Raw genomic sequence first — 24,856 nt, 5'->3', positions numbered from 1 at the left:
TGGTGAAAGCATGATCGAGGTAACCGAGGTTTCCATTGCCGAGCTGCGCGACGCGCTCGAAGCCGGCCGCACGACAGCGGTCGAGCTGGTTCAGGCCTACCTGGCGCGTATCGACGCCTACGATGGAGCCGATACCGCCACTGCGCTGAACGCCGTGGTAGTGCGCAACCCAGAAGCACTCAAAGAAGCCGAAGCCTCCGACGCCCGCCGCGCCCGTGGCGAACTGCTCGGCCCGCTGGACGGCATCCCCTACACCGCCAAGGACAGCTACCTGGTCAAAGGCCTGACCGCCGCCTCCGGCAGCCCGGCCTTCAAGGACCTGGTCGCCCAGCGCGACGCGTTCACCGTCGAGCGCCTGCGCGCGGGCGGCGCCATCTGCCTGGGCAAGACCAACATGCCGCCCATGGCCAATGGTGGCATGCAGCGTGGGGTTTATGGCCGCGCCGAAAGCCCGTACAACGGCAACTACCTGACCGCACCGTTTGCCTCCGGCTCGTCCAACGGCGCCGGTACCGCCACCGCCGCCAGCTTCAGTGCCTTTGGCCTGGCCGAGGAAACCTGGTCGAGCGGCCGCGGCCCAGCCTCGAACAACGGCCTGTGCGCCTACACGCCGTCGCGCGGGGTGATCTCGGTACGCGGCAACTGGCCGCTGACGCCGACCATGGACGTCGTGGTGCCTTACGCCCGCACCATGGCCGACCTGCTGGAAATCCTCGATGTCGTGGTTGCCGACGACGCCGACAAGCGCGGCGACCTGTGGCGCCTGCAGCCATGGGTACCGATCCCGGCAGCTTCTTCGGTGCGCCCGGCTTCCTACCTGGACCTGGCCGCTGATGTCAGCACCCTCAAAGGCAAGCGTTTCGGCGTGCCGCGCATGTACATCAATGCCGACGCCGAAGCTGGCACCTCCGAAAAACCTGGCATCGGCGGCCCGACCGGCCAGCGCATCAACACCCGCGCGACCGTCATCGACCTTTGGCAGCAGGCGCGCCAAGCCCTGGAAGCGGCCGGTGCGCACGTCGTGGAAGTGGACTTCCCGCTGGTGTCCAACTGCGAGGGCGACCGCCCGGGCGCCCCGACCGTGTACAACCGCGGCATCGTCAGCAAGCAATTCCTCCACGACGAACTGTGGGAGTTGTCCGGCTGGGGCTTCGACGACTTCCTGCGCGCCAACAACGACCCCAAGCTCAACCGCCTGGCCGACGTCGATGGCCCGCAAATCTTCCCCCACGACCCCGGCACCCTGCCCAACCGTGAGGATGACCTGGCGGCCGGCATGGACGAATACGTCAACATGGCCAAGCGCGGCCTGAAGACCTGGGACCAGATCGAAACCCTGCCCGACGGCCTGCGCGGGCTGGAAAAAACCCGCAAGCTGGACCTGGAAGACTGGATGGACGCCCAAGGCCTGGACGCGGTGCTGTTCCCCACCGTCGCCGACGTGGGCCCGGCCGATGCCGACGTCAACCCGGCATCGGCGGACATCGCCTGGAGCAATGGCATCTGGGTGGCCAACGGCAACCTTGCCATCCGCCACTTGGGCGTACCGACCGTCACCGTGCCGATGGGCGTGATGGCCGACATCGGCATGCCGGTGGGCCTGACCTTCGCCGGCCGCGCCTACAGCGACAACAACCTGTTGAGCTTCGCTGCGGCCTTCGAGGCCACCGGTTCGCGCCGAATGATCCCGCCGCGTACGCCTGCTTTGAGGTAATCGTGCGCTGAAGGTTTGCGCCATTGCCCAAATCGAGCGCCGCCCACGCGGCGCTCGATTTCAACCTCATCACAGATTCAACGACATACACCCCGCAGCCCGCGTTACCATCCAGCTCTTACTGAAGCATGGAGCTACGTGATGACGCTGCATATCCACACCCCCCTGATCGAATCCCGCCCGCTGTCACTGGCCGCCGGCCGTACCGTGTGGCTCAAGCTCGACGCGCTGCAGCCGTGCGGTTCGTTCAAACTGCGCGGGGTCGGCCATGCCTGCGAAGTGCACCATGCCCGTGGCGCACGGCATTTCGTGTCCTCGTCTGGTGGCAACGCCGGCCTTGCGGTGGCCTATGCCGGCCGCAAACTTGGCGTGCCGGTGACCGTCGTGGTGCCTGAAACCACCACCGAGCGGGCCAAGGAACTGTTGCACCAGGAGGACGCCAAGGTGGTCGTGCATGGCAGCTCCTGGCAAGAGGCCAACGCGCTGGCACAAACCCTGGTCGGCCCCGACGATGCCTTTATCCACCCGTTCGATGACCCGTTGCTATGGGCGGGGCACGCCAGCCTGGTGGATGAAGTCGCCGCGAGCGGATACAAGCCCGATGCGGTGGTGCTGTCGGTGGGCGGCGGCGGCTTGCTCAGTGGTGTGGTCGAAGGGCTCAAGCGCAACGGTTGGGGCGATGTGCCGGTGCTGGCGGTGGAAACCGAGGGCGCAGCATCGCTGCATGCGGCAGTGCAGGCGGGCCACCCGGTGGAGCTGGAGCGCCTGGCTTCGGTGGCGACTTCGCTGGGCGCCAAGCGTGTGGCCGATCAGGCCATGGTGTGCGTACGCGAACACCCGGTGCACAGTGTTCTGGTCAGCGATCGTGCAGCGCTCGAGGCATGCGAGCGGTTTTTGGCGGACCATCGGGTGTTGGTGGAGCCGGCCTGTGGAGCGGCGCTGGCGGTGGCTTACAACGCCGAAACGCTGGGTGATTACAGCAATGTACTGATTGTGGTCTGCGGCGGCGCAACGGCGACGCTGGGGCAGATTCAGGCGTGGTTGGAGCAGGTCGACTGACAGTGACTGTTCCGGCCTCATCGCGGGCAAGCCCGCTCCTACAGGGGCGGCGCTGGGTATGTAGGGGCGGGCTTGCCCGCGATGAGGCCGGAACTGTCAATCCAGTAACGGAATGATCCGCGGTACCAGCCGCTCCCCCTCGATTTCGATCACCGCTACTGTCACCGGCAACTTGAACCGCCGCGGCCCGGCACTGCCGGGGTTGAGATAGAGCCGCCCTTCCCGCCAGTCGATCAGCGGTTTGTGCGAATGCCCGGTAATCACCACCCGCACCGGCTCATCCAGTGCCGCCGGCACATCGGCGATGTCGTGCACCAGCAGCGTCTGCCAGCCGCCCATGTCGAAACGCAACGCATCGGCAAGTGGCGCCGCCCAAGGCAGTTTCACATCGTTGTTGCCCCGCACTATCTGCAACGGCGCCAGCGCCTCGAGCACCTCGATGACCTGCGGTTTGCCGATATCCCCTGCATGCACGATCAGCTCGCAGCCCACCAGCGCATCGACCGCTTCGGGGCGCAGCAAGCCGTGGGTATCAGCGATGACGCCAACCCTCATGCACAGCTCCTGTACGCATCTGCTCGGTATCGGTTACTCATCGGATTCTTCCTTTATCTGCAGCGCCAGCGCTCAGGATGTCACATAGCGTTGTTCCAATGAGCCTTCGGCCTTCGGGAAAATTCCCGCCCAACGGCAAAGACCGCGACGAAATGCTTATCTCGCCCTTTCGATCTGTAGCAAGTGAAGGCACAATGCGTGTCCTTTTTTTGGCCGGCCTGGCCGGGGGCCTTTAAATGATCAAGACGCCGTATTACCTCATCGACAAAACCAAGCTGCTGAGCAACATGGAGAAGATCGCGTACGTGCGCGAGAAGTCCGGTGCCAAGGCGCTGCTCGCCCTGAAGTGCTTCGCCACCTGGTCGGTGTTCGACCTGATGCAGCAGTACATGGACGGCACCACCTCTTCGTCGCTGTACGAGCTCAAGCTCGGCCGCCAGAAGTTCGCCGGCGAGACCCACGCCTACAGCGTGGCCTGGGCCGACGACGAGGTCGAGGAGATGCTCGAGAACTGCGACAAGATCATCTTCAACTCCATCGGCCAGCTGCAGCGCTTTGCCGAACAGTCCGAAGGCAAGGTCCGCGGCCTGCGCGTCAACCCGCAGGTGAGCAGCTCCGACTACCTGCTGGCCGACCCGGCGCGCCCGTTCAGCCGCCTGGGTGAGTGGGACCCGGAGAAGATCGAAAAAGTCATCGGGCAGATCTCCGGCTTCATGTTCCACAACAACTGCGAGAACGGCGACTTCGGCCTGTTCGACAAGATGCTCACGCACATCGAAGAGCGCTTCGGCCACCTGCTGCACAAGGTCGAGTGGGTCAGCCTGGGTGGCGGCATCCACTTCACCGGCGAAGACTACGCGGTTGATGCGTTCTGCGAGCGCCTCAAAGCCTTCTCGGAACATTATGGCGTACAGGTCTACCTGGAGCCGGGCGAAGCCGCCATCACCAACAGCGCCTCGCTGGAAGTGACCGTGCTCGACACCCTGTACAACGGCAAGCAACTGGCCGTGGTCGACAGCTCGATCGAAGCGCACCTGCTCGACCTGCTGATCTACCGCCTCAACGCCAAGATGGCGCCCAACGATGGCGAGCACACCTACATGGTCTGCGGCAAATCGTGCCTGGCCGGTGACATCTTCGGCGAGTATCAATTCGACCGTCCGCTGGCCATCGGCGATCGCCTGTCGTTCATCGACACCGCGGGTTACACCATGGTCAAGAAAAACTGGTTCAACGGTCTGAAAATGCCTTCCATCGCAGTCAAGCAGCTCGACGGCAGCGTCGAACTGGTGCGCGAGTTCGGTTTCGAAGACTACGTTTCCAGCCTGTCGTAAGACCGGCCCTCAAAAGTAAGGAGCAACAGGTAAATTGAAGAAGAACGTTCTTATCATTGGTGCAGGAGGTGTCGCCAAGGTGGTGGCCCACAAGTGCGCGCAGCATAACGACGAACTGGGTCGTATCGCTATCGCGTCACGGAACATCTCCAAATGCCAGGCCATCATCGACAGCGTCAAGGCCAAGGGTAGCCTCAAGGTACCCGCCGACATCCAGGCCTTCTCGCTCAACGCCCTTGATGTCGAGGCCACCAAGGCCCTGATCCGCGAGACCGAATCGCAGATCGTGATCAACGTGGGCTCCGCTTTCCTCAACATGTCGGTGCTGCGTGCCTGCATCGATACCGGTGTCGCCTACCTGGACACCGCCATTCACGAAGAACCGGGCAAGATCTGCGAGACGCCGCCCTGGTACGGCAACTACGAGTGGAAACACCTCGAAGAGTGCCAAGAAAAGAACATTACCGCCATTCTCGGCGTCGGTTTCGACCCGGGTGTGGTGAACAGCTACGCAAAACTTGCGCAGCAACAGTATTTCGACAGCATTGATTCGATCGACATTCTCGACGTCAATGCCGGTTCGCATGGCAAATACTTCGCCACCAACTTCGACCCGGAAATCAACTTCCGCGAGTTCACCGGTCAAGTATGGAGCTGGCAGAACAGCCAGTGGACCAGCAACACCATGTTCGAAGTCAAGCGCACCGACGACCTGCCGGTAGTCGGCTCGCAAAACCTGTACCTGACCGGTCACGACGAGGTCCATTCGATCTCGAAGAACCTCAACGTACCGAACGTGCGCTTCTGGATGAGCTTCGGCGAGCACTACATCAATGTGTTCACCGTGCTGAAGAACCTTGGCCTGCTCTCCGAGCAGCCGGTCAAGACTGCCGAAGGCCTGGAAGTGGTACCGCTGAAAGTGGTCAAGGCCGTGCTGCCTGACCCGGCTTCGCTGGCCCCGGGCTACACCGGCAAGACCTGCATCGGTGACCTGGTCAAGGGCACCAAGGATGGCCAGCCGCGCGAAGTGTTCATCTACAACGTGGCCGACCACGAAGAAGCCTACGCCGAGACCGACAGCCAGGGTATCTCCTACACGGCCGGTGTACCGCCAGTGGCCGCGGCCCTGCTGGTCGCCCGCGGCGAATGGGATGCCAAGCGCATGGTCAACGTCGAGGAGCTGCCAGCCGAGCCGTTCCTCAAGGCGTTGGACGTCATGGGCCTGCCGACCCGCGTAAAAGATGAAAAAGGCGATCGTCCCTGGGACGCTGAAGCCTAAGCCGCAGCAACAGAAAGGGCGCCAGCAAGGCGCCCTTTCTGCTTTTTCAGGCCTTTATTTACGGGCCTCCAGAATCAAGTTGAACGGCGTCTGCGTCGCTCGCCGAAACTGCCTGAACCCCGCCTCCTCGAACACTGCCCGCAGACGCGCCTCCCCGGCCTGCGCCCCCAAGCCCAACCCGACTTCCTGGGACAGCGAGTTCGGCGTGCAGATAAACGTCGAAGCGGCGTAGAACAAACGCCCGACAGGTGTCAGGTTGCCGTCCAGTGAATCCTCGGCATAGGGCTCTACCAGCATCACCGTGCCGTCCGGTTTCAACGCCCGATACGCATGCCGGGCCGCGCCGACCGGGTCGCCCATGTCGTGCAGGCAATCGAAGAAGCACACCAGGTCATGGTCAAAGCCTGGGTAATCCTTCGCCGACGCCTGCTGGAAGCTCACCCGCTCCGCCACCCCAGCCTCAAGGGCGCGCTCACGCGCCGTGGCGATGGACGGCGCGTGATAGTCGTAGCCGACGAACGTCGATGCCGGAAACGCCTGGGCCATGACCAGCGTCGAAGCGCCATGCCCGCAGCCGACATCCGCCACCTTGGCGCCGGCCGCAAGCTTGCCAACCACGCCATCGAGCGCTGGCAGCCAGTCAGCCACCAGAAAGGTGCGGTAACCGGGCCGAAAGAACCGCTCGGTGCCGCTGAACATGCACGGGTGGTGGTCGCCCCAGGCTAGCCCGCCATCACCGCGCATCGCCGCCACCAGCTTGTCCTTGTCATGAAACAGCGCGGCCACAACCGCCGCCCCGCCAGCCATATAGGCCGGTGAATCCTCCAGCGCCAATGCCATGGCCTGTTCCTCGGGCAGCACGAAACTGCCCTGCTCATGGACCATGTAACCCGACGCCGCCTGGGCGTTGAGCCATTCGCGCACCAGCCGTGGGTGGCAGCCGGTCCTGGCCGCGAGCGCCTCGGGGGTGGTCGGCTGGCTGTCGGCCATGGCCCGGTACAAGCCCAGCTCATCACCGAGAATCACATTGGCCAGGGTCGCCGCAGCGCCCATGTCGCCCACCAGCTTGCCCATGAAATCGTGGAGCCTTGCCTCGTCCATGACCTGCCCTCCTCTGCAAGAAGGCCACCGTCAGCGAGGGATGTCCGGTCCGGGGTAGCGGTGGTCGGATGAATGGTGAGTGCCCGCGGCTATGAGAGCAGCGGCGGGCTGTTTGTAAGTTTAGATGTGCTGATCGAACGGCATTGAGATTTGGCCTACACCACAAGCTTGAGCCCATCGCCATCAAACCGGCGACGGGCCCTGCAGTGGCGCAAGCACTGACAGCTACTGCACCGCCCCGGTGCCTGCCGGGTTCAACTGCAATACATCATTGGTATACGCCCACTCCTTCTGCACCTCATCGGGATGGTCGTTCAGGCGCATGCCATAGGACGGGATGATCTGCTTGATCTTGGCTTGCCACTGCGGCGACGCCACCTTGTCCTTGAACACCTTGTTGATCACATCGAGCATGATCGGTGGCGCAGTCGAGGCACCTGGCGAGGCGCCGAGCAGGCCGGCGATGCTGCCGTCCTTGGAGGTCACCACTTCCGTGCCCAGCTTGAGCACGCCGCCCTGGCTGTCGTCCTTCTTGATGATCTGCACCCGCTGCCCGGCCTGCCACAGGCGCCAGTCTTCTTTCTTCGCTTGCGGGAAGTACGTGCGCAACGCTTCGAAGCGGTCGTCGTCCGATTGCAGCACTTGGCCGACCAGGTACTGCACCAGGTCGAACTCACGCACGCCCACACGCACCATCGGCCAGGTGTTGTGCACGCTGACGCTGGCGAACAGGTCCAGCAGCGAGCCCTGCTTGAGGAACTTGGTGGAGAAGGTCGCGAAGGGCCCGAACAGGATCATCCGCTTGCCGTCCAGCACGCGGGTGTCCAGGTGCGGCACCGACATGGGCGGCGCGCCGCTCGCGGCAATGCCGTAGGCCTTGGCCATGTGCCGCTGGGCAAGGGCCGGGTTGTCGGTAACCAGGAACGAGCCGCCCACCGGGAAACCGGCATAGTCCTTGGCCTCATCGATGCCCGACTTCTGCAGCAACGGCAGCGCCGCGCCGCCAGCGCCGACGAACAGGAACTTGGCGTCGGTGCTGGCCTTGTTGCCATCCTTGAGGTTCTTGTACTCCACGTGCCAGGAGCCATCATCGTTGCGGGTGATGTTCTCGACCTCGCTGGACAACTTCAGGTCGAAATTCGGCCGGGTCTTCAGGTAGCCCACGTACTGGCGGGTGATCTCACCAAAGTTGACGTCCGTGCCGATCGGCGTCCAGGTCACCGCCAGCTTCTGGTTGGGGTCGCGACCCTCCATCATCAGCGGCACCCACTTGGCGATCTGCGCAGGGTCTTCTGAGTACTGCATGGGCTTGAACAGCGGGCTGGCCTGCAACGCCTCGTAGCGTTTCTTCAGGAAACGGATGTTGTCATCTCCCCACACAAAGCTCATGTGCGGGGTGGTATTGATGAAGGAATGGGGATCTTTCAATACCCCCTGCTTGACCTGCCAGGCCAGGAACTGACGGGTAATCTGGAACGATTCGTTGATCTCCACCGCCTTGGTGATGTCGATCTTGCCGTCCTTTTCCGGGGTGTAGTTGAGCTCTGCCAAGGCCGAGTGGCCGGTACCGGCGTTGTTCCAGCCGTTGGAGCTCTCTTCGGCCACCTTGTCCAGCCGTTCCACCATCTGCATCGACCAGCCTGGCTCCAGCTCGTTGAGCCAGACGGCCAGGGTAGCACTCATGATGCCCCCACCCACCAACAGCACATCGACCTTTTTGCTCTCGGCGGCCTGAACGTTGAGCATGCCGAAAGCCAGCGTCAGGCCGGCCAGGGCAAGCTTTGACTTGTGCGTGATGTTCATGTTGTCTCCCGCAGCTATCGGTAAAGTCCAGCACAAGCTTAGCTGACGGATTTGCTCGGGTATCGGCCTTGCGCAAGCGCCGTTGATCACCCGCTATTGCAATCAACCCGATCTCAAAATACTGTATGAATAATCAGTACAGCGAGACAGCCTCATGCAACTTATCGCCAAGCTCGGGATTCTTGCCGACGCCGCCAAGTACGACGCGTCCTGCGCCAGCAGCGGCGCGCCCAAACGCAGCTCGCGCGGCAGCGAGGGCCTGGGCGCCACCGATGGCATGGGCATCTGCCACAGCTACACCCCCGACGGTCGTTGCGTGTCGCTGCTCAAGGTGCTGTTGACCAACTTCTGCCTGTACGACTGCCAGTACTGCGTCAACCGCCGCTCCAGCAACGTGCCGCGGGCGCGCTTCACGCCTGAAGAGGTGGTGCGCCTGACCCTGGATTTCTACCGGCGCAACTGCATCAGCGGCCTGTTCCTCAGCTCCGGCATCATCCGCTCGGCCGACTACACCATGGAGCAGTTGATCCGCGTCGCCCGCCTGCTGCGGGAGGAGCACAACTTTCGCGGCTACATCCACCTCAAGACCATCCCAGACGCCGACCCGCTGCTGATCGAGGAAGCCGGGCGCCTGGCCGACCGCCTCAGTGTCAACATCGAACTGCCCACCGACGCCAGCCTCAAGCGCCTGGCCCCGGAAAAACAAGCGCACACCATTCGCCAGGCCATGGGCGTTATTCATCGGGGCCAGCAAGCCGTGGCAGGCGAACCCAAAGCACCGCGCTTCACGCCGGCCGGGCAAAGCACCCAGGTCATCGTCGGGGCCGATGCCACCGACGACAGCACACTGCTGCGCAATGCCGAATCGCTGTACCAGGGCTACGGCCTGAAGCGCGTGTATTACTCGGCCTTCAGCCCGATCCCCGACAGCCCTGGCAGCGTGCCGCTGGCCGCCCCGCCGCTGCTGCGCGAGCACCGGCTGTACCAGGCCGACTTCCTGTTGCGCGGCTATGGCTACAAGGCCGGCGAGCTGCTTGGCGAGGTAGGCAACCTGGCGCTGGACATCGACCCCAAGCTCGCCTGGGCACTGGCCAACCGTGAGGTGTTCCCACTGGATGTGAACCGCGCCGACGCTACGTTGCTGGCCCGCATCCCCGGTCTCGGCCTGCGCAGTGTGCAACGGCTGGTAGCGCTGCGCCGCGAGCGGCGAGTGCGCTACGACGACCTGATCCAGCTGCGTTGCGTACTCGACAAGGCGCGGCCGTTCATCATCACCAGCGACTACCGCCCCGCCGAAGGGGAGTTGCGCAGCGGCCTGCTGCGCGCGCGCCTGCGTGAGCCGCAAGCGCCAATGCAAATGGGCTTGTGGGGATGATCGCGCTCGAGTGCCACGACCTGTTCGCCACCTGGCGCGACCAGGCCCGCACGCTGCTCGGCCATGGCATCGACCCCGCCGAGGTGAGCTGGGCACAGGGCCCGATCGACGACCTGCTGGCAGTGCCGACGGCACTGCCCGACGGGCCCGGCCCGTTTCGCGCCAAAGTGCCGGCTGCGCTGTTGAGCCTGCTGGAACAGGCGGCTCGCTACCGCGGCGAGCAACGCTGGAACCTGCTGTACGAAGTGCTCTGGCGCGTCGCCCACGGCGACCGCACGGCGATGCTTGCCGGCGACCGTCTGGGCAGCGAACTGCACCGGCGCGTCAAGCAAGTCAGCCGAGAAGCGCACCACCTGCACGCTTTCGTTCGTTTCGTACCGCTACCGGGCGCACTGGCAGAGCGGTTGCAACTTGACCTGGTGGCCTACCACGACCCGGCCCATGACATTCTGCAGAGTGCCAGCGCACATTTCGCAGACCGCCTGGGGCGCCAGCGCTGGTTGATCGCCACCCCACAGGACGGCATTCGCTTTGATGGGCAGGCTTTCGATTATCGGCGTGTTTGCCCGGAAGATTGGCGCCAATGGGCGCGCAATGCCGATGATCCTGGTGCGGAGTTGTGGCGCACCTACTACCGCCATACCTTCAACCCTGCCCGCCTCAACCCGGATGCCTTGCGCATGCACATGCCCGGGCGCTTCTGGCGGCATTTGCCAGAGGGCATGCTGATCCCACAGCTGGAGGGGTTGGCGCGCCAGGGCAAGCAACGCGATGGCCAGGCCGTTGAAGTCGCCGGTCAGCGCGGCAAGCAGATCACCCGTCCGACGCCCTGAAGGGGTGCCGCTGACCGCAGCTGCTCTACTGCGCGCTCTGAATGTGAAAAAAATGTAAAAAAATTGGCATACCAGACTTTCACGGTGCGACAAATCCTGACACACTTATTGCTAATCGTTCTCATAAACACTTTGAATAACGTTTAGCAAGTACAGGAACCCGCCCCTCATGCCGTCGTCTTTCGCGCCCACGCGCACCCTCCCAGCTCGCAATCTGCTCGCCATGGCCGTGTGCATGGCCATCGTCACACCGGCCCTGGCCGAAGACGACCAGCCCGTTACGTTGGAACTGGGCGCTACAGAGATCAGCTCCAACCAGCTGGGCAGCACCACCGAGGGCTCGCAGTCCTACACCACCGGTTCCATGTCCACCGCCACCAAGCTGCCGCTGAGCCTGCGTGAAACGCCTCAAGCGGTGACAGTGATGACCCGCCAGCGCATGGACGACCAGGCGATGACCAGCATCAACGACGTGGTCAAGGCAACGCCGGGGCTGTACCTCGACTATTCCAACGGCCCTGGGCGGCAGGCGTATTCTTCGCGCGGTTTCGACATCGACAACTTGATGTACGACGGCATCCCGAGTGGCTACCAAGGCTGGACAGTCGGGGCACAGCCCAACCTGGCCATGTTCGACCGTGTCGAGATCGTGCGCGGTGCCACCGGCCTGGTGACCGGCTCCGGCAACCCATCGGCGGCGATCAACCTGGTGCGCAAGCGCCCGTTGGCTGAACAGAAAGTCACCCTCACCGGCGCCGCTGGCAGCTGGGACAACTACCGCGGCGAAATCGATGCCTCCAGCCCGCTCAACGACAGCGGCACCCTGCGCGGCCGAGTGGTGGCGTCGTACCGCGATGCCAACAGTTACATCGATGATGTGGAAGAAGACCACGGCCTGTTCTACGCCGTGACCGAGGCGGACTTGTCGGAAGACACCACGCTGACCCTCGGTTTGTCCCACCAGAAGGACAAGACCAATTACTTCTGGGGCGCCATGCCCACGGCGCTGGACGGCCATCACATGGGCTTCTCACGCTCCTACAACCCGGGCAGCGACTGGGAGAACAAGGACCAGGAGATCAACACCGTCTTCGCTGAAGTGCGCCAGCGCCTGGCCAATGACTGGAAACTGCAGGTCAACGCCAACTATTCCCAGCAGGACGCCACCTTCACCGGCTCTTACCAGTCGCGCTGGGCTGGGCTGAATGCGCCGCTGTCGCGCACCGCATACCAGTCCAAGCACCAGGAAAACCAGGCCGGCGTCGACGGCTTCGTCAGCGGGCCGTTCGAAGCCTTCGGCCGCACCCACGAGCTGGTAGTCGGCGCCAGCAAGCGCATCTACGACATGGACACGCGCGACTACAGCCCGTACGACATGAACTGGCCGCTCAATGCTGGCAAACCGAACTTCGTGCACACCGGCAACACCCGCGAAGTCACCACCCAGGAAGGCGTGTACATGACCACCCGCCTGAGCCTGGCTGACCCGCTGAAACTGATCCTCGGCGGCCGCCTGGACTGGTACGACTACGACAACAAGGAAAGCGCCACCGCCGACTACAAGGTCACCCGCAATGTCACCCGCTTTGCCGGGCTGATCTACGACCTGGACGATCACCATTCGGTGTACGTCAGCTACAGCGACATCTTCAACCCGCAGAGCTACAAGGACGCCTCCGGCAGCCCGGTCAAGCCGATCGACGGCAAGAACTACGAAATCGGCGTGAAGGGCGAGTACTTCGACGGCGCGTTGAACGCCAGCGTGGCGCTGTTCCGTATCGATCAGGAAAACCGCGCCGTCTCGCAGACGGACCTGGCGAGCTGCAGCGACCCGACCAACTGCTACGTCGCTTCCGGCGAAGTGCGCAGCCAGGGTATCGACATGGAACTGCAAGGTGCGCTGACCCGCAACTGGCAAGTCGGTGCCGGCTACACCTACGCCCGTGCCCACACCATCAAGGACGCCGCCAACCCAGGTAACGTGAACCAGCGCTTCGACACCGATACGCCGGAGCACATGTTCAAACTGACCACCACCTACCGCTTCGAAGGCCCGCTGGAGAAATTGCGCATTGGTGGCAACATCGCCTGGCAGAGCCGCATCTACAACGACTTCACCGTGGCCGATGGCAGCGAATACCGCCTGATCCAGGGCTCGTATGCGGTTACCGACTTGATGGCCGGTTATCAGGTCAACAAGCATCTGGACTTGCAGCTCAACGCCAACAACGTGTTCGACCGCAAGTTCTATTCGGCTGTGGCCAACTCGGTGAGCTATGCCGGCGACACCTGGGGGGCACCGCGCAACATGATGCTGACGGCCAAGTACAGTTTCTAATACCTAGGGGCTGCCCTGCAGCCCATCGCCGGCAAGCCGGCTCCCACAGGGACCGCAGCGCAGCGGATACCGTGGGGGCCGGAACAGCTGGCCTGGCAAATCAGCTGAACAACCTGCCCAGATACCCCAGCTTCTTCTTGTACGACCGCCGCGCCTCAAGCGCCTCTTCCATGCTCACCGGCAAAAACCGCGCCTGCTGGTTAGGCTGCATCTGCCCGACCAAGTCCAGGTCAGCGCTGATCACCGTGCCGATCATGGCGTAGCCCCCACCCGACACCGCATCCCGGTGCAGGATGATCGGCTCCAGCCCCGCCGGTACCTGGATCGAGCCAATCGGGTAGCAGCTGTCGACGATGTTGGAAGGGTCCGAGCCTGCGCCAAACGGCTGCTCACGCGGCTGGAAGCTCAACGCGCCGCCACCGCGGTAGCGGTAGCCGATGCGGTCGGCCTCGGAGCCGACCGTCCAGGCATCGGTAAAGAAGCGCTTCGCTGCGGCCTCGGTCAGGCGGTGGAAGTACAAGCCCGGCACCACCCGCAACACCACTTCGCCGCCCAACGCCTGGCGCAAAGCCATGGGCAGGCTGGCACCGGCCCGGGTCTTGCCGCTGGGCACGCCGACCGGCAGCACATCACCGGCCACCAGCTTGCGCCCATTGAAACCACCCAGCGCCCCCAATGCGTATGTAGAGCGGCTACCCAGCACCTGCGGCACATCGATCCCGCCCGCCACCGCAATGTAGGCCCGCGCCCCAGCCGTGGGAAAGCCCAAGCGCAGCACTTGCCCAGCCCGGACTGCAAACGCGGTATCAGGCCGCTGCTCACGGCCATCGAGCAACGCCGGCATCTGCGCGCCGCACACCGCCACCAGGGCATCCTGGGTGAACTCCAACTCCGGCCCTACCAGCGCACACTCAATCCCGGCCGCACCTGCCGGGTTGCCAACCAGCTGATTGGCGGCGCACAACGCGTACTGATCGAGCGCGCCGGACGGCGGGATACCGAGGTGGTAATAGCCTTCGCGGCCGAGGTCCTGCACCGAAGTCGCCAGGCCAGGTTTGCGTACCTTGATCATGCCAGCGCCTCCTGCAACGACTTGGGATAGCCGACCGGGTCGGCGAGAAATGCATCGAGGGAAAACTCCACCGCGCGAATGCGCAGGTCGAAACGGCCCTCCTCGACCTCTGCCACGGCCCGGTCGTAGGCCTGGCGATCGATGGGCTTGAACTGCACGATGTCGCCCGGGCGGAAGAACACCATGTGCGCCTTGAGGTAGTTCAGGGTCTGCTGCGGGTCGTAGATAGGGGCTGGGGTCACACCGAACATCTGGTAGCCCCCTGCCCCACGCACCGAATAGATGCAACCGAAGCAACCGCCATGGCCGAGGGTCAGCTTCGGCGTATCGGTGCGCGGGCGCAGGTACTTGGGCACCTGCAACTGGCGCTCGCGCTCGACCATCTGGAACATGAACGGCAAGCCGGCGACGAAGCCGACCATCGACACGAACCATGGCGCACCACTGTGCGCAGCGATGAACGCCTCGACGTCGGCCAGGCCATTGATGCGCGCCGCGTATTCCAGGTCGGTGCTGCTCGGGTCCTGGTGGCGGTCGCGAAAGCGCATCAGGGTTTCATGGGTCCAGGGGTCGTTGTACAGCACCGGAATCTCGATGATGCGCGTGTGCAACGAGCGCTCGGCCACCGCCTCGGCCTCGGCGCCGCGTACGGCTTCGAGCAGCGCATCAGGGGCGATGCGGTCGGGGTCGAAACGGATCTGGAACGAGGCGTTGGCCAGGCAGATGTCGAGCACGCCCTCCAGGGCCAGGCGCTCAACCGCACGGGTGACGGCCATGCCCTTGAAGAAGGCCTGCAGCGACATGCTGTCGCTGACCTCGGCGAACAGGTGCTCGTCGGCACCGAAGCTATAGCGGATCGGGGTACTGGCAAGCGGCTCGGCCATGTCTGCTCCTTTTTTGGAATCTTTATCGTAAGGCAGGCAAAAACAATACTGTGCGGTGGCACCGGTGTCTGCGCATCGGCGGCCCATGAAACTCAACGGGGTGTGCACACCTCGATGCCTGCGGCGTCCAGCGCCGCCCGCGTGGCCTCGACCAGGCAGAGTGCACCCGGGGTATCGCTGTGCAGGCAAATGGAATCGAACTCGATGGCCAGGTCCTGGCCTTCTACCGTACGCACCACGCCTTCCCGGCAGGCGCGCAGCACACGCTCGGCGACCGCCTGCGGCTCGTAGCCACGCACATTGCGGGTAAACACGATGGAGCCGCTCAAATCGTATTCACGGTCGGCGTAGAACTCACGCACCACCGGCTGGCCCAGTGCCTGGGCAACGCGGCAGATCACCGAACCAGGCATGCAGTACAGCAACAGTTCAGGCTCGATCACCCGCAGGTTCTGCACCAACAGCTGGGCGGCTTCTTCGTCGCGGGCCAGGTGCATGTACAGCGCGCCATGCGGTTTGATGTGCTGCAGGCTGACGCCCTGCGCACGGGCAATTTCACGCAGCGCACCGAGCTGGTAGAGCATGTCGTCGACCAGTTCCTGGGCCGGTGCGTTGATGTGCCGACGGCCAAAACCGACCAGGTCACGGAACCCTGGGTGAGCGCCTACCGCCACGCCCAGCGCCTTGGCCCGCTCGACCGTGCGGCGCATGGTGCCCGGGTCACCGGCATGAAAGCCGGTGGCGATATTGGCCGAGCTGATAAAGGCCATCAGCTCATTGTCGACACCGTCGCCGATGGTCCACGGGCCAAAGCCCTCGCCCATGTCCGAGTTGAAGTCTACTGCCTGCATGCCTGCTCTCCTGGTGCTTGTGACTGCGTGCAGGCCACGTTAGATTCTATGCCACCCCTTGGGAAGATCTATAAACAGATAGGGTATCTTCTGAAAATCAGATACCCGGGAGTGCCTTCGTGTCATTGACCCTGCGCCAAGTCCGTTATTTTGTCGCCACCGCCGAAATCGGCCAGATCTCCCAAGCGGCGATCCACCTCAACATTTCCCAGTCGGCAGTGACCACGGCGATCAAGGAACTGGAGGCCATGCTGGGCGCGCTGTTGTTCCAGCGCTCACCCCAGGGCATGAGCCTGACCGACGCAGGGCGGCACTTTCTGAACCGCGCCTACGTGATCTTGCGCAGCGTCGACGATGCGCTGAACAGCCCATTGCCCGACGTGCGCGCCAGCGGCCTGCTGCGCCTGGCAGCGAGCTACACGGTGCTCGGCTACTTTCTGCCGCACCACCTGCAACGCCTGGAGCACTGGCACCCGGACGTGACCCTGGAGGTGCACGAGCAAGAACGCAGCGCCATCGAGCAAGGCCTGCTCGAAGGCCGCTTCGACATGGCCGTGGTGCTGACCGCCAACCTCACCCACCCGGATATCGTCTCCGAAACCCTGTTCAACTCCGAACGCCGGCTGTGGCTGCCCAGCCACCACCCGCTGTGCGAGCGCTCGGCGGTGAGCCTGGCGGACGTCGCCCACGAGCCGTTCATCCTGCTCACCGTGGACGAAGCCGAACAAAGCGCCATGCGTTACTGGGAACTGGCCAAGCAACGCCCCAGCGTGCGTGTACGCACCAGCTCGGTCGAGGCGGTGCGCAGCATGGTCGCCAATGGCAGCGGCGTGGCGATCCTCTCGGACCTGGTGCACCGGCCCTGGTCGCTGGAAGGCAAGCGCATCGAAACCGTGACCATCAGCGACCCGGTCACGCCCATGAGCGTCGGCCTGGCCTGGCACCGCGAGCGGGCGTTCAGCCCGGCGATGCAGGCGCTGCGCAACTACTTCCACGATGCCTTCCTGGCGCCGCAGCAGCTGTCGGCCCGGCGATAGCAGCCCGGCACAATGCCCGCCAGGAAAACCTCAGCCGAACGTTCAGCGTCCACTATCGTCATACCTTGAGCCGGTTGCCGACACGCAGAGAGGACGCGAAATGACTTCACCCGACCCGTCATACGTCAAATGGCTCGAAGAGCGCTCCATGCTCAAGGCCTCGCAGGAGCGGGCCCGGCTGTACTCGGGCCAGTCACGCCTGTGGCTCAACCCCTACGCCGAAGCGCAACCGCGCCGCGCCACCGACATCGCTTCGGTGTGGCTGACGGTCTACCCCGACGCCATCATCGCCCCCGAAGGCTGCTCGGTGCTCGGCGCCCTGGGCCACGAAACCTTGTGGAAGCGCTTGTCTGAGATTGGTGTGCAAGGCATACATACCGGCCCCATCAAGCAGTCCGGTGGTGTAAGCGGGCGCGATTTCACGCCCAGCGTGGACGGCAACTTCGACCGCATCAGCTTCGACATCGACCCGCTCTACGGCAACGAACAGGAGCTGGTGCAGATGAGCCGCATGGCGGCGGCGCACAACGCCGTGACCATCGACGACCTGATCCCCTCGCACACCGGCAAGGGCGCCGATTTTCGCCTGGCCGAGCTGGCCCATGGCGCCTACCCCGGGCTTTACCACATGGTCGAGGTCCGCGAGGAAGACTGGCCGCTGCTGCCCGAGGTGCCGCCAGGCCGTGATGCGGTCAACCTGCTGCCGGCCCAGTGCGACGAGCTCAAGGCGCGCCACTACATCGTCGGCCAGCTGCAACGGGTGATCTTCTTCGAGCCGGGGGTCAAGGAAACCGACTGGAGCGCCACGCCGCCCATCACCGGCGTCGACGGCAAGACCCGGCGTTGGGTGTACCTGCACTACTTCAAGGAGGGCCAACCGTCGCTCAACTGGCTGGACCCAAGCTTTGCCGCCCAGCAGATGATCATCGGCGATGCCCTGCACGCGCTGGACTGCCTGGGCGCGCGCGGCCTGCGCCTGGATGCGAACGGCTTTCTCGGGGTCGAAACACGCGCCAGCGGCACTGCCTGGTCGGAAAGCCACCCGCTGTCGATCGTCGGTAACCAGATCATCGGCGGCATGATCCGCAAAGCCGGTGGCTTCAGTTTTCAGGAGCTGAACCTCACCCTGGACGACATCGCGCAGATGTCCAAGGGCGGCGCCGACCTGTCCTACGACTTCATCACCCGCCCCGCCTATCAGCATGCCCTGCTGACCGGCGACACCGAATTCCTGCGGCTGATGCTCAAGGAAATGCATGGCCTGGGCATCGACCCGGCGTCGTTGATCCACGCGCTGCAGAACCATGACGAGCTCACCGTCGAGCTGGTGCACTTCTGGACCCTGCATGCCCATGACATGTACCTGTTCAAGGGCCAGACCCTGCCCGGCAACATCCTGCGCGAGCACATCCGCGAAGAAATCTATGAACGCCTGTCGGGTGAGCATGCGCCCTACAACCTGCGCTTCGTCACCAATGGCATCTCCTGCACCACTGCCAGCCTGATCACGGCGGCGCTGGGCATTCGTGACCTGGAACAGATCGGCGCGGCGGATATCGAGCTGATCCAGAAGGTGCACTTGCTGCTGGTGATGTACAACGCCATGCAACCCGGGGTGGTCGCGCTGTCGGGCTGGGACATGGTAGGTGCCCTGCCGCTACCGGCCGAGGCGGTGGCCGAGAGGATGCTCGACGGCGATACCCGCTGGATCCACCGGGGCGCTTATGACCTGGCCGGGCTCGACCCGCAGGCCGAAGCGTCGGTGCGCGGCATGCCGCGGGCGCGCTCGCTGTACGGCAGCCTGGACAGCCAGCTGGAAAACCCTGATTCGTTCGCCAGCAAAGTGAAAAAACTGCTCGCCGTGCGCCAGGCTTACGGTATCGCTGCCAGCCGCCAGGTGCTGGTACCCGAGGTCAGCAGCCCCGGGTTGCTGGTGATGGTGCACGAACTGCCGGCCGGGCGCGGCATTCAGATCAGCGCGCTGAACTTTGGCCAGGAGGTGATCGCCGAAGAGCTGGTGCTGACCGGCTTCACACCGGGGACGGTGGTGGACATGATCAACGAGACGGTCGAGGGCGACCTGACCGAGGATGGGCGGCTGGTGGTCAACCTGGACCCCTATGAAGCCCTGTGCCTGAGGATCGTGAACAGCAGTGGGCATGTATGAACACCCTGACACCACGGTTATTGTAGGGGCGGCCTTGTGTCCCGGCGGGGCCGCGCAGAGGCCCGACACTAATTGCGGCGCCGCAGAAACGGGGGCCGCTTTGCGGCCCTTGCCGACCCGCCCCTGCAAGGCGGCTCCCACAGGGATGGCGTTGCGGGTGCCACAGCTTGCATTCCTGGCCTTACCGGCATAGTTTCCGGGCAATCATTTTCCACGCCAGGAGCCCATCCATGTACACCGGCATCGTCCAGGCCGTTCGCCCTCTGCTTGCGGTAAACACCTACCCGGGCCACAACCAGTTCACCATCGACCTCACCCCGGAGCTGCTCGAAGAGCTGAAGATCGGCGCGAGCGTCAGTGTTGAAGGCACCTGCCTGTCGGTCACTGAAATCGATGGCACCCAGGTGAAATTCGATGCCATGACCGCCACCCTGGAACGCACCAACCTGCGCTTTTTCAAGGCCGGCCAGGGCGTCAACATCGAGCGGTCAGCGAAGATGAACGCGGAGATCGGCGGGCACCTGATGGCCGGCCACATTGCCTCCACCGCCGAGATCGTCGAGCTCTCGATCAAGGAAACCGGCGCCTTCATCCAGTTCCGTATGCCGCCGGAGTGGGCCAAGTACGTGTTCCCCCGTGGCTTCCTCGGCGTCAACGGCTGCAGCCTCACCGTGGCCGAGGTGGACGACACGCTGATCACCATCAACCTGATCCCCGAGACCCTGCGCCAGACCACCTTCGCCAACTACAAAGCTGGCGAGCTGATCAACATCGAAGTCGACCACCAGACCATGGTGCTGGTCGATGTGGTGGAGCGCACCCTCAAAGGCACCCTCGCCCGGGAAAAGTTGTTGCCCTGAACGGCTTCATCAAAGCCCGCGAGCGCGCCGCGTACCCTGTGGGAGCGGCTTCAGCCGCGAAGCAGGCGCTGCGGTGGATGGCACCGGCTTCGCCGGTGTTCGCGGCTGAAGCCGCTCCTACAGGGCCCCCGCCAAATCAGTAAGTTAGCGTTTGTTCTATGGGAGCCGAATTGCCGGCCACAGCTTCTGCAGCGCCGCACCCCCTGTGGGAGCCGGCTTGCCGGCGATGAGGCCTGGCCAGGCAACCTCAGATGCTGCGGGTAATGCCACCGTCGACCTTGATGTTCTGCCCAGTGATGTACGCCGCGCCATCGCTGGCGAGGAAGGCCACGGTCGCGGCGATTTCCTCACAGGTGCCATAGCGCTTGAGCGGCACACTGTCGCGGCGCGCGTCGGTGGCCGGCAGGCTGTCGATCCAGCCCGGCAGCACGTTGTTGATGCGGATATTCTCGGCGGCGTACTTGTCGGCGAAAATCTTGCTGAACGCCGCCAGGCCCGCGCGGAACACGGCCGAAGTGGGGAACATCTCGCTGGGCTCGAACGCCCAGGCGGTGGAAATGTTGATGACCACCCCGCCCTGCTGACGCTGCATGATCGGCGTCACCAGGCGGGTCGGGCGGATGACATTGAGCAGGTAGGTTTCCATGCCCTGATGCCAGTCTTCGTCGCTGATTTCCAGGATCGGCGCACGCGGGCCGTGGCCTGCGCTGTTGACCAGTACATCGATACGGCCCCACTTGGCCACCACAGCATCGACCAGGCGCTTGATATCGTCATTGGACTGGTTGCTGCCGGTTACGCCGATACCGCCCAACTCGTGCGCCAGCGCCTCGCCCTTGCCCGACGACGACAAGATGCCGACCTTGAAGCCGTCGGCAGCCAGGCGCCGCGCCGCTGCTGCGCCCATGCCACTGCCACCTGCGATCACGATTGCTACTTTTTCGATAGCCATGAAGCCTCCCGGTCGAACGTTATTCTGAATGAGTGATGGGCCCAGACTAGCACCCGGTTCCCGCCTCGAGAGAGGCAGCAAACCTTCAAACACTCGATAGAAAAACTACTGACTAAGACGCCTGTTGAAGCAACCAGGCACGCACAGTGTCCAGTGCCGGGGGCTGATAGGCAGTGCGCGGCCACACCAGGTAGAACGCCTGGTCCAGGCTGAGCTCGTGGTCGAACGCCAGCGCCAGGCGCCCCGCCGCGATATCGCGCTGCACGAAATGATAACTGGCCAGCGCCAACCCTTGCCCATCAATGGCCGCGTCGATTGCCAACGCCGTCTGGTTGAAACGCACATTGCGCGCAGATGCCTGCAGCGGCTGCAGAAATACTTCGCTGATGAAGTCGGGCCAGAAATTGTGGGCGTCGTGCAGCAAGGTATAACGCTGCAATTGCTGAAGATCCGCAGGTTCCCCCTGTGCCTGCAACAAAGACGGGCTGGCGACCGCCACGATGCGCTGCTGCAGAAACAGCTCGGTATTCAGCGCCGGGCCAAACGGCGGCCGCCCGTAGCGCACGGCAATGTCCACGCCCTCCGGGCGAAACTGTGAAAGGCGGTCGGTGGCCAGCACCTGCAGGTCGATGCCGGGGTGTTGCTCGGCGAATGACGACAGCCGAGGGATCAGCCACTTCGCCGCAAAGGTCGGGGTAACGCTGATGGTCAGCTGCGCGCCGTCGGGCCTGAGTGCCTGGGTGGCACTGCTGATCAGGGCGAAGGCGCTGCGGATATCGCTGCTATAACGCTGGCCGGCACCCGTAAGGCCAAGGCCACGGGGCAGCCGCTCGAACAGCTTGATCCCAAGGTTGGCCTCCAGCCCGCGAACCTGCTGCGCCACCGCCGCCTGGGTGACGCCAAGCTCCTGCGCCGCCAGGCGAAAGTTGAGGTGCCGCGCCACCACCTCGAATACCCGCAAGCCATTGAGCGGCGGCAGCGCGGAAAAACCCTCGGCCATATAGATAATCTACTGAGAGAACAGACCCCCACCTTAATCGATGCGGGGGTGCTGCTGCACCAGCAACTTGCGCTTGGCCTCAAGCTCGGCAATCTGCTCGTCGATGTCCTCGATCTTCTGCTCGATGTTGTCGTGGTGCTCCTGCAACAGCTCGCGGGCCTCTTCTATGTCCGAAGCGGCAGGTGCGGCACCGCGCAGCGGCTTGTTGGCGGTCTCTTTCATGGTCACGCCGGTGATCAGGCCGATTGCAGCAATCACCATCAGGTAGTAGGCCGGCATGTACAGGTCGCCGGTAGTTTCCACCAGCCACGCGGTGAGGGTCGGGGTCAGGCCGGCGATCAGCACCGAAATGTTGAAGGCGCTGGCCAAGGCGCTGTAACGAATGTGCGTGGGGAACATCGCTGGCAGCGTCGACGCCATCACGCCAATGAAGAAGTTGAGCATCACCGCAATGATCAGCAACCCGGCGAAGATCACCCCCAGCACGCCACTGTTGATCAGCATGAACGCAGGGATGGCCAGGACGAACAGGCCTACGCTGCCGACCATGATGAACGGGCGACGGCCCCATTTGTCGCTGAGCAGGCCGATGATTGGCTGCACGAACAGCATGCCGACCATGATCGCGATGATAATCAGCACGCCGTGGTCTTCGCTGTAGTGCAGGTTGTGCGACAGGTAGCTGGGCATGTAGGTGAGCAGCATGTAGTAGGTGACGTTGGTGGCGATCACCACGCCGATGCAGGTCACCAGGCCGCGCCAGTGCTGGGTGGCAACCTCCTTGAACGACACCTTGGGCCCCGAGGCCAGGCCTTCGCGGTCGCCCTGTTCAAGCTTCTCGACATGCTGCTGGAACGCTGGTGTTTCCTCCAGCGCATGGCGCAGGTAGAGGCCGATGATGCCGAGCGGCAATGCCAGGAAGAACGGCAGGCGCCAGCCCCATTCGAGGAACTTCTCCTCGCCGAGTATGGTGGAAATCAACACCACCACGCCCGCGCCCAGCACGAAGCCTGCGATCGAGCCGAAGTCCAGCCAGCTACCCAGGAAGCCGCGCTTGCGGTCCGGGGCGTATTCGGCGACGAAGATCGAAGCGCCGGTGTATTCGCCGCCTACCGAGAAGCCCTGGGCCATTTTCGCCAACAGCAGCAGGATCGGCGCCCAGATGCCAATGGAGGCGTAGGACGGTATCAGGCCGATGGCGAAGGTGCTCAGCGACATGATCACGATGGTCGCGGCAAGGATCTTCTGCCGGCCGAACTTGTCGCCCAAGGCACCGAAGAACAACCCGCCCAGCGGGCGGATCAGAAACGGTACCGAGAAGGTGGCCAAGGCCGCGATCATCTGCACGCTGGGGTCAGCGTTGGGGAAAAACACCTTGCCCAGGGCATAGGCGACGAAGCCGTAGACGCCGAAGTCGAACCACTCCATGGCATTGCCCAGCGCCGCAGCGGTGATCGCCTTGCGCATCTTGGCGTCGTCGACGATGGTGATGTCTTTCAAGCCGATCGGCTTGACGCTTTTCTTGCGTGATTTCATTCCAGTGTCCCTGTAGCTGTGGCTCTTTGGCATCAGATACACAGGGACACAAAATAATTCCACGCAAAGCGATTTCTTGCTGCTTTTAGCGTCAGATCCCTTGTTGCGCCAGGTCCATGGCGAAGTACGTCAGGATCAGGTCGGCACCGGCACGCTTGATCGCACCGATGCTTTCACGCACCACACGCCCTTCATCGATGGCACCGGCCAGGCCGCCGAACTTGATCATCGCGTACTCGCCGCTTACCTGGTACGCCGCCAGCGGCAGGCGCGAAGCCGCACGGATGTCGGCGATCACGTCGAGGTAGGCACCGGCCGGCTTGACCATCAGCACATCGGCCCCTTCCTGCTCGTCGAGCAGCGACTCGCGCACGGCTTCGCGGCGGTTCATCGGGTTCATCTGGTAAGCCTTGCGGTCACCTTTGAGCACAGTGCCGCCGGCCTCACGGAACGGGCCGTAGAGCGACGACGCGAACTTGGTGGAATAGGCCATGATCGCCGTGTCGTGGAAGCCTGCGGCATCCAGTGCACCGCGGATCGCCTGGACCTGCCCGTCCATCGCCGCCGACGGCGCGATGAAGTCGGCACCGGCCGCTGCCGCGATCACTGCCTGCTTGCCCAGGTTGGCCAGGGTGGCGTCGTTGTCCACGCCATGGTCGTGCAGCACGCCGCAGTGGCCGTGGCTGGTGTATTCGCAGAAGCAGGTGTCGGACATCACCACCATTTCGGGCACGCTGTCCTTGCAGATGCGCGCCATGCGCGCCACCAGGCCATTCTCGTTCCAGGTGTCGCTGCCGGTAGCATCCAGGTTGTGCGAAACGCCGAAGGTCATCACCGACTTGATGCCGGCACGGGCGTAGCGCTCGATTTCCTGGGCCAGCAGTTTTTCAGGGATGCGGTTGACCCCGGGCATGCTGGAGATCGGCACGAAGTCGTCGATGCCTTCTTCGACGAAGATCGGCAGGATCAGGTCTTCGAGGCGGAACTCGGTCTCCTGGAAGATCGTGCGCAGGGACTCGTTCTGACGCAGACGGCGGGGGCGAACGGAAGGGAAGATGTTGGACATGACAGCTCCAGGGAATACGGACGGCGTACACCATATGCCT

Annotated in this window: 20 protein-coding genes; 10 read left to right on the top strand and 10 right to left on the bottom strand. The window is 63.7% G+C overall.

Going from position 1 to position 24,856, the window contains the following annotated elements:
• The first annotated feature begins 10 nt into the window (after positions 1-10).
• Both ABEH27_RS08385 and ABEH27_RS08380 read left to right on the top strand, forming a co-directional pair.
• On the top strand, positions 11-1,714 hold the full coding sequence (locus ABEH27_RS08385) for an amidase (protein ID WP_346613114.1): 1,704 nt from the start codon (positions 11-13) through the stop codon (positions 1,712-1,714).
• Between the two features lie 141 nt (positions 1,715-1,855).
• Complete coding sequence (locus ABEH27_RS08380; RefSeq protein ID WP_346613113.1) at positions 1,856-2,773, top strand: pyridoxal-phosphate dependent enzyme; 918 nt, start codon at positions 1,856-1,858, stop codon at positions 2,771-2,773.
• 96 nt (positions 2,774-2,869) lie between these two features.
• On the opposite strand, the gene ABEH27_RS08375 is transcribed toward ABEH27_RS08380, so the two are convergent.
• On the bottom strand, positions 2,870-3,328 hold the full coding sequence (locus tag ABEH27_RS08375; RefSeq protein ID WP_346613112.1) for a metallophosphoesterase family protein: 459 nt from the start codon (positions 3,326-3,328) through the stop codon (positions 2,870-2,872).
• A gap of 236 nt (positions 3,329-3,564) precedes the next feature.
• Between ABEH27_RS08375 and ABEH27_RS08370 the strand changes: the two genes are divergently transcribed.
• A complete protein-coding gene (locus ABEH27_RS08370; protein WP_346613111.1) occupies positions 3,565-4,662 on the top strand; it encodes a carboxynorspermidine decarboxylase in 1,098 nt (365 codons plus the stop codon).
• A 34-nt stretch (positions 4,663-4,696) separates the two neighbouring features.
• Positions 4,697-5,941 carry a saccharopine dehydrogenase family protein gene (locus ABEH27_RS08365; RefSeq protein ID WP_039602482.1) on the top strand — a complete coding sequence of 415 codons (1,245 nt, stop codon included), beginning with the start codon at positions 4,697-4,699 and terminating at the stop codon, positions 5,939-5,941.
• Positions 5,942-5,995: 54 nt separating this feature from the next.
• Here the strand turns inward: ABEH27_RS08365 and ABEH27_RS08360 are convergent, their stop codons facing one another.
• Together ABEH27_RS08360 and mqo are read right to left on the bottom strand one after the other, a co-directional pair.
• Complete coding sequence (locus ABEH27_RS08360; RefSeq protein WP_346613110.1) at positions 5,996-7,042, bottom strand: class I SAM-dependent methyltransferase; 1,047 nt, start codon at positions 7,040-7,042, stop codon at positions 5,996-5,998.
• A 225-nt stretch (positions 7,043-7,267) separates the two neighbouring features.
• Positions 7,268-8,845, bottom strand: a complete 1,578-nt coding sequence (gene mqo / locus ABEH27_RS08355) for a malate dehydrogenase (quinone) (RefSeq protein WP_346613109.1) — start codon at positions 8,843-8,845, stop codon at positions 7,268-7,270.
• A gap of 154 nt (positions 8,846-8,999) precedes the next feature.
• On the opposite strand from mqo, the gene ABEH27_RS08350 reads away from it, so the two are divergent.
• The 3 genes from ABEH27_RS08350 to ABEH27_RS08340 all read left to right on the top strand — a co-directional run bounded on the left by ABEH27_RS08350 (position 9,000) and on the right by ABEH27_RS08340 (position 13,391).
• A complete protein-coding gene (locus tag ABEH27_RS08350; RefSeq protein ID WP_346613108.1) occupies positions 9,000-10,220 on the top strand; it encodes a putative DNA modification/repair radical SAM protein in 1,221 nt (406 codons plus the stop codon).
• Positions 10,211-11,053, top strand: a complete 843-nt coding sequence (locus tag ABEH27_RS08345; RefSeq protein WP_346613107.1) for a TIGR03915 family putative DNA repair protein — start codon at positions 10,211-10,213, stop codon at positions 11,051-11,053. The genes ABEH27_RS08350 and ABEH27_RS08345 overlap by 10 nt, the downstream gene beginning before the upstream one ends.
• Before the next feature lie 169 nt (positions 11,054-11,222).
• Complete coding sequence (locus tag ABEH27_RS08340) at positions 11,223-13,391, top strand: TonB-dependent siderophore receptor (protein WP_346613106.1); 2,169 nt, start codon at positions 11,223-11,225, stop codon at positions 13,389-13,391.
• A gap of 100 nt (positions 13,392-13,491) precedes the next feature.
• Here ABEH27_RS08340 and ABEH27_RS08335 read toward each other — a convergent pair whose 3' ends face one another.
• The 3 genes from ABEH27_RS08335 to ABEH27_RS08325 all read right to left on the bottom strand — a co-directional run bounded on the left by ABEH27_RS08335 (position 13,492) and on the right by ABEH27_RS08325 (position 16,198).
• The gene (locus tag ABEH27_RS08335) at positions 13,492-14,463 is read right to left on the bottom strand and encodes a biotin-dependent carboxyltransferase family protein (protein ID WP_346613105.1); all 972 of its coding nucleotides are present in this window, start codon (positions 14,461-14,463) and stop codon (positions 13,492-13,494) included.
• Positions 14,460-15,347, bottom strand: coding sequence for an allophanate hydrolase subunit 1 (locus ABEH27_RS08330; protein ID WP_346613104.1), 888 nt, complete (start codon positions 15,345-15,347; stop codon positions 14,460-14,462). The genes ABEH27_RS08335 and ABEH27_RS08330 overlap by 4 nt, the downstream gene beginning before the upstream one ends.
• A gap of 92 nt (positions 15,348-15,439) precedes the next feature.
• On the bottom strand, positions 15,440-16,198 hold the full coding sequence (locus ABEH27_RS08325; RefSeq protein ID WP_346613103.1) for a 5-oxoprolinase subunit PxpA: 759 nt from the start codon (positions 16,196-16,198) through the stop codon (positions 15,440-15,442).
• A gap of 119 nt (positions 16,199-16,317) precedes the next feature.
• Here ABEH27_RS08325 and ABEH27_RS08320 point away from each other — a divergent pair, with 119 nt between their 5' ends.
• From ABEH27_RS08320 to ABEH27_RS08310, 3 genes are all read left to right on the top strand, one after another.
• Positions 16,318-17,235, top strand: coding sequence for a LysR family transcriptional regulator (locus ABEH27_RS08320; protein ID WP_346613102.1), 918 nt, complete (start codon positions 16,318-16,320; stop codon positions 17,233-17,235).
• A 100-nt stretch (positions 17,236-17,335) separates the two neighbouring features.
• On the top strand, positions 17,336-19,402 hold the full coding sequence (gene treS / locus ABEH27_RS08315) for a maltose alpha-D-glucosyltransferase (RefSeq protein WP_346613101.1): 2,067 nt from the start codon (positions 17,336-17,338) through the stop codon (positions 19,400-19,402).
• A 230-nt stretch (positions 19,403-19,632) separates the two neighbouring features.
• Complete coding sequence (locus ABEH27_RS08310) at positions 19,633-20,262, top strand: riboflavin synthase subunit alpha (protein WP_346613100.1); 630 nt, start codon at positions 19,633-19,635, stop codon at positions 20,260-20,262.
• A gap of 247 nt (positions 20,263-20,509) precedes the next feature.
• Here the strand turns inward: ABEH27_RS08310 and ABEH27_RS08305 are convergent, their stop codons facing one another.
• The 4 genes from ABEH27_RS08305 to hemB all read right to left on the bottom strand — a co-directional run bounded on the left by ABEH27_RS08305 (position 20,510) and on the right by hemB (position 24,816).
• Entirely contained in the window at positions 20,510-21,214 is a 705-nt protein-coding gene (locus ABEH27_RS08305) for an SDR family oxidoreductase (protein ID WP_346613099.1), read from the bottom strand.
• Between the two features lie 112 nt (positions 21,215-21,326).
• Positions 21,327-22,214 (bottom strand): transcriptional regulator GcvA, encoded by an 888-nt coding sequence (gene gcvA / locus ABEH27_RS08300; RefSeq protein WP_346613098.1) that lies wholly within the window; start codon positions 22,212-22,214, stop codon positions 21,327-21,329.
• Positions 22,215-22,247: 33 nt separating this feature from the next.
• The gene (gene proP / locus ABEH27_RS08295) at positions 22,248-23,750 is read right to left on the bottom strand and encodes a glycine betaine/L-proline transporter ProP (RefSeq protein ID WP_346613097.1); all 1,503 of its coding nucleotides are present in this window, start codon (positions 23,748-23,750) and stop codon (positions 22,248-22,250) included.
• A 91-nt stretch (positions 23,751-23,841) separates the two neighbouring features.
• Positions 23,842-24,816 (bottom strand): porphobilinogen synthase, encoded by a 975-nt coding sequence (gene hemB / locus ABEH27_RS08290; RefSeq protein WP_346613096.1) that lies wholly within the window; start codon positions 24,814-24,816, stop codon positions 23,842-23,844.
• Positions 24,817-24,856 lie beyond the last annotated feature (40 nt).

Source organism: Pseudomonas sp. P39-UII1 (genome assembly GCF_039672635.1).
Taxonomy (GTDB): Bacteria; Pseudomonadota; Gammaproteobacteria; order Pseudomonadales; family Pseudomonadaceae; genus Aquipseudomonas.
This window is presented reverse-complemented; position numbering and strand designations above follow the sequence as displayed.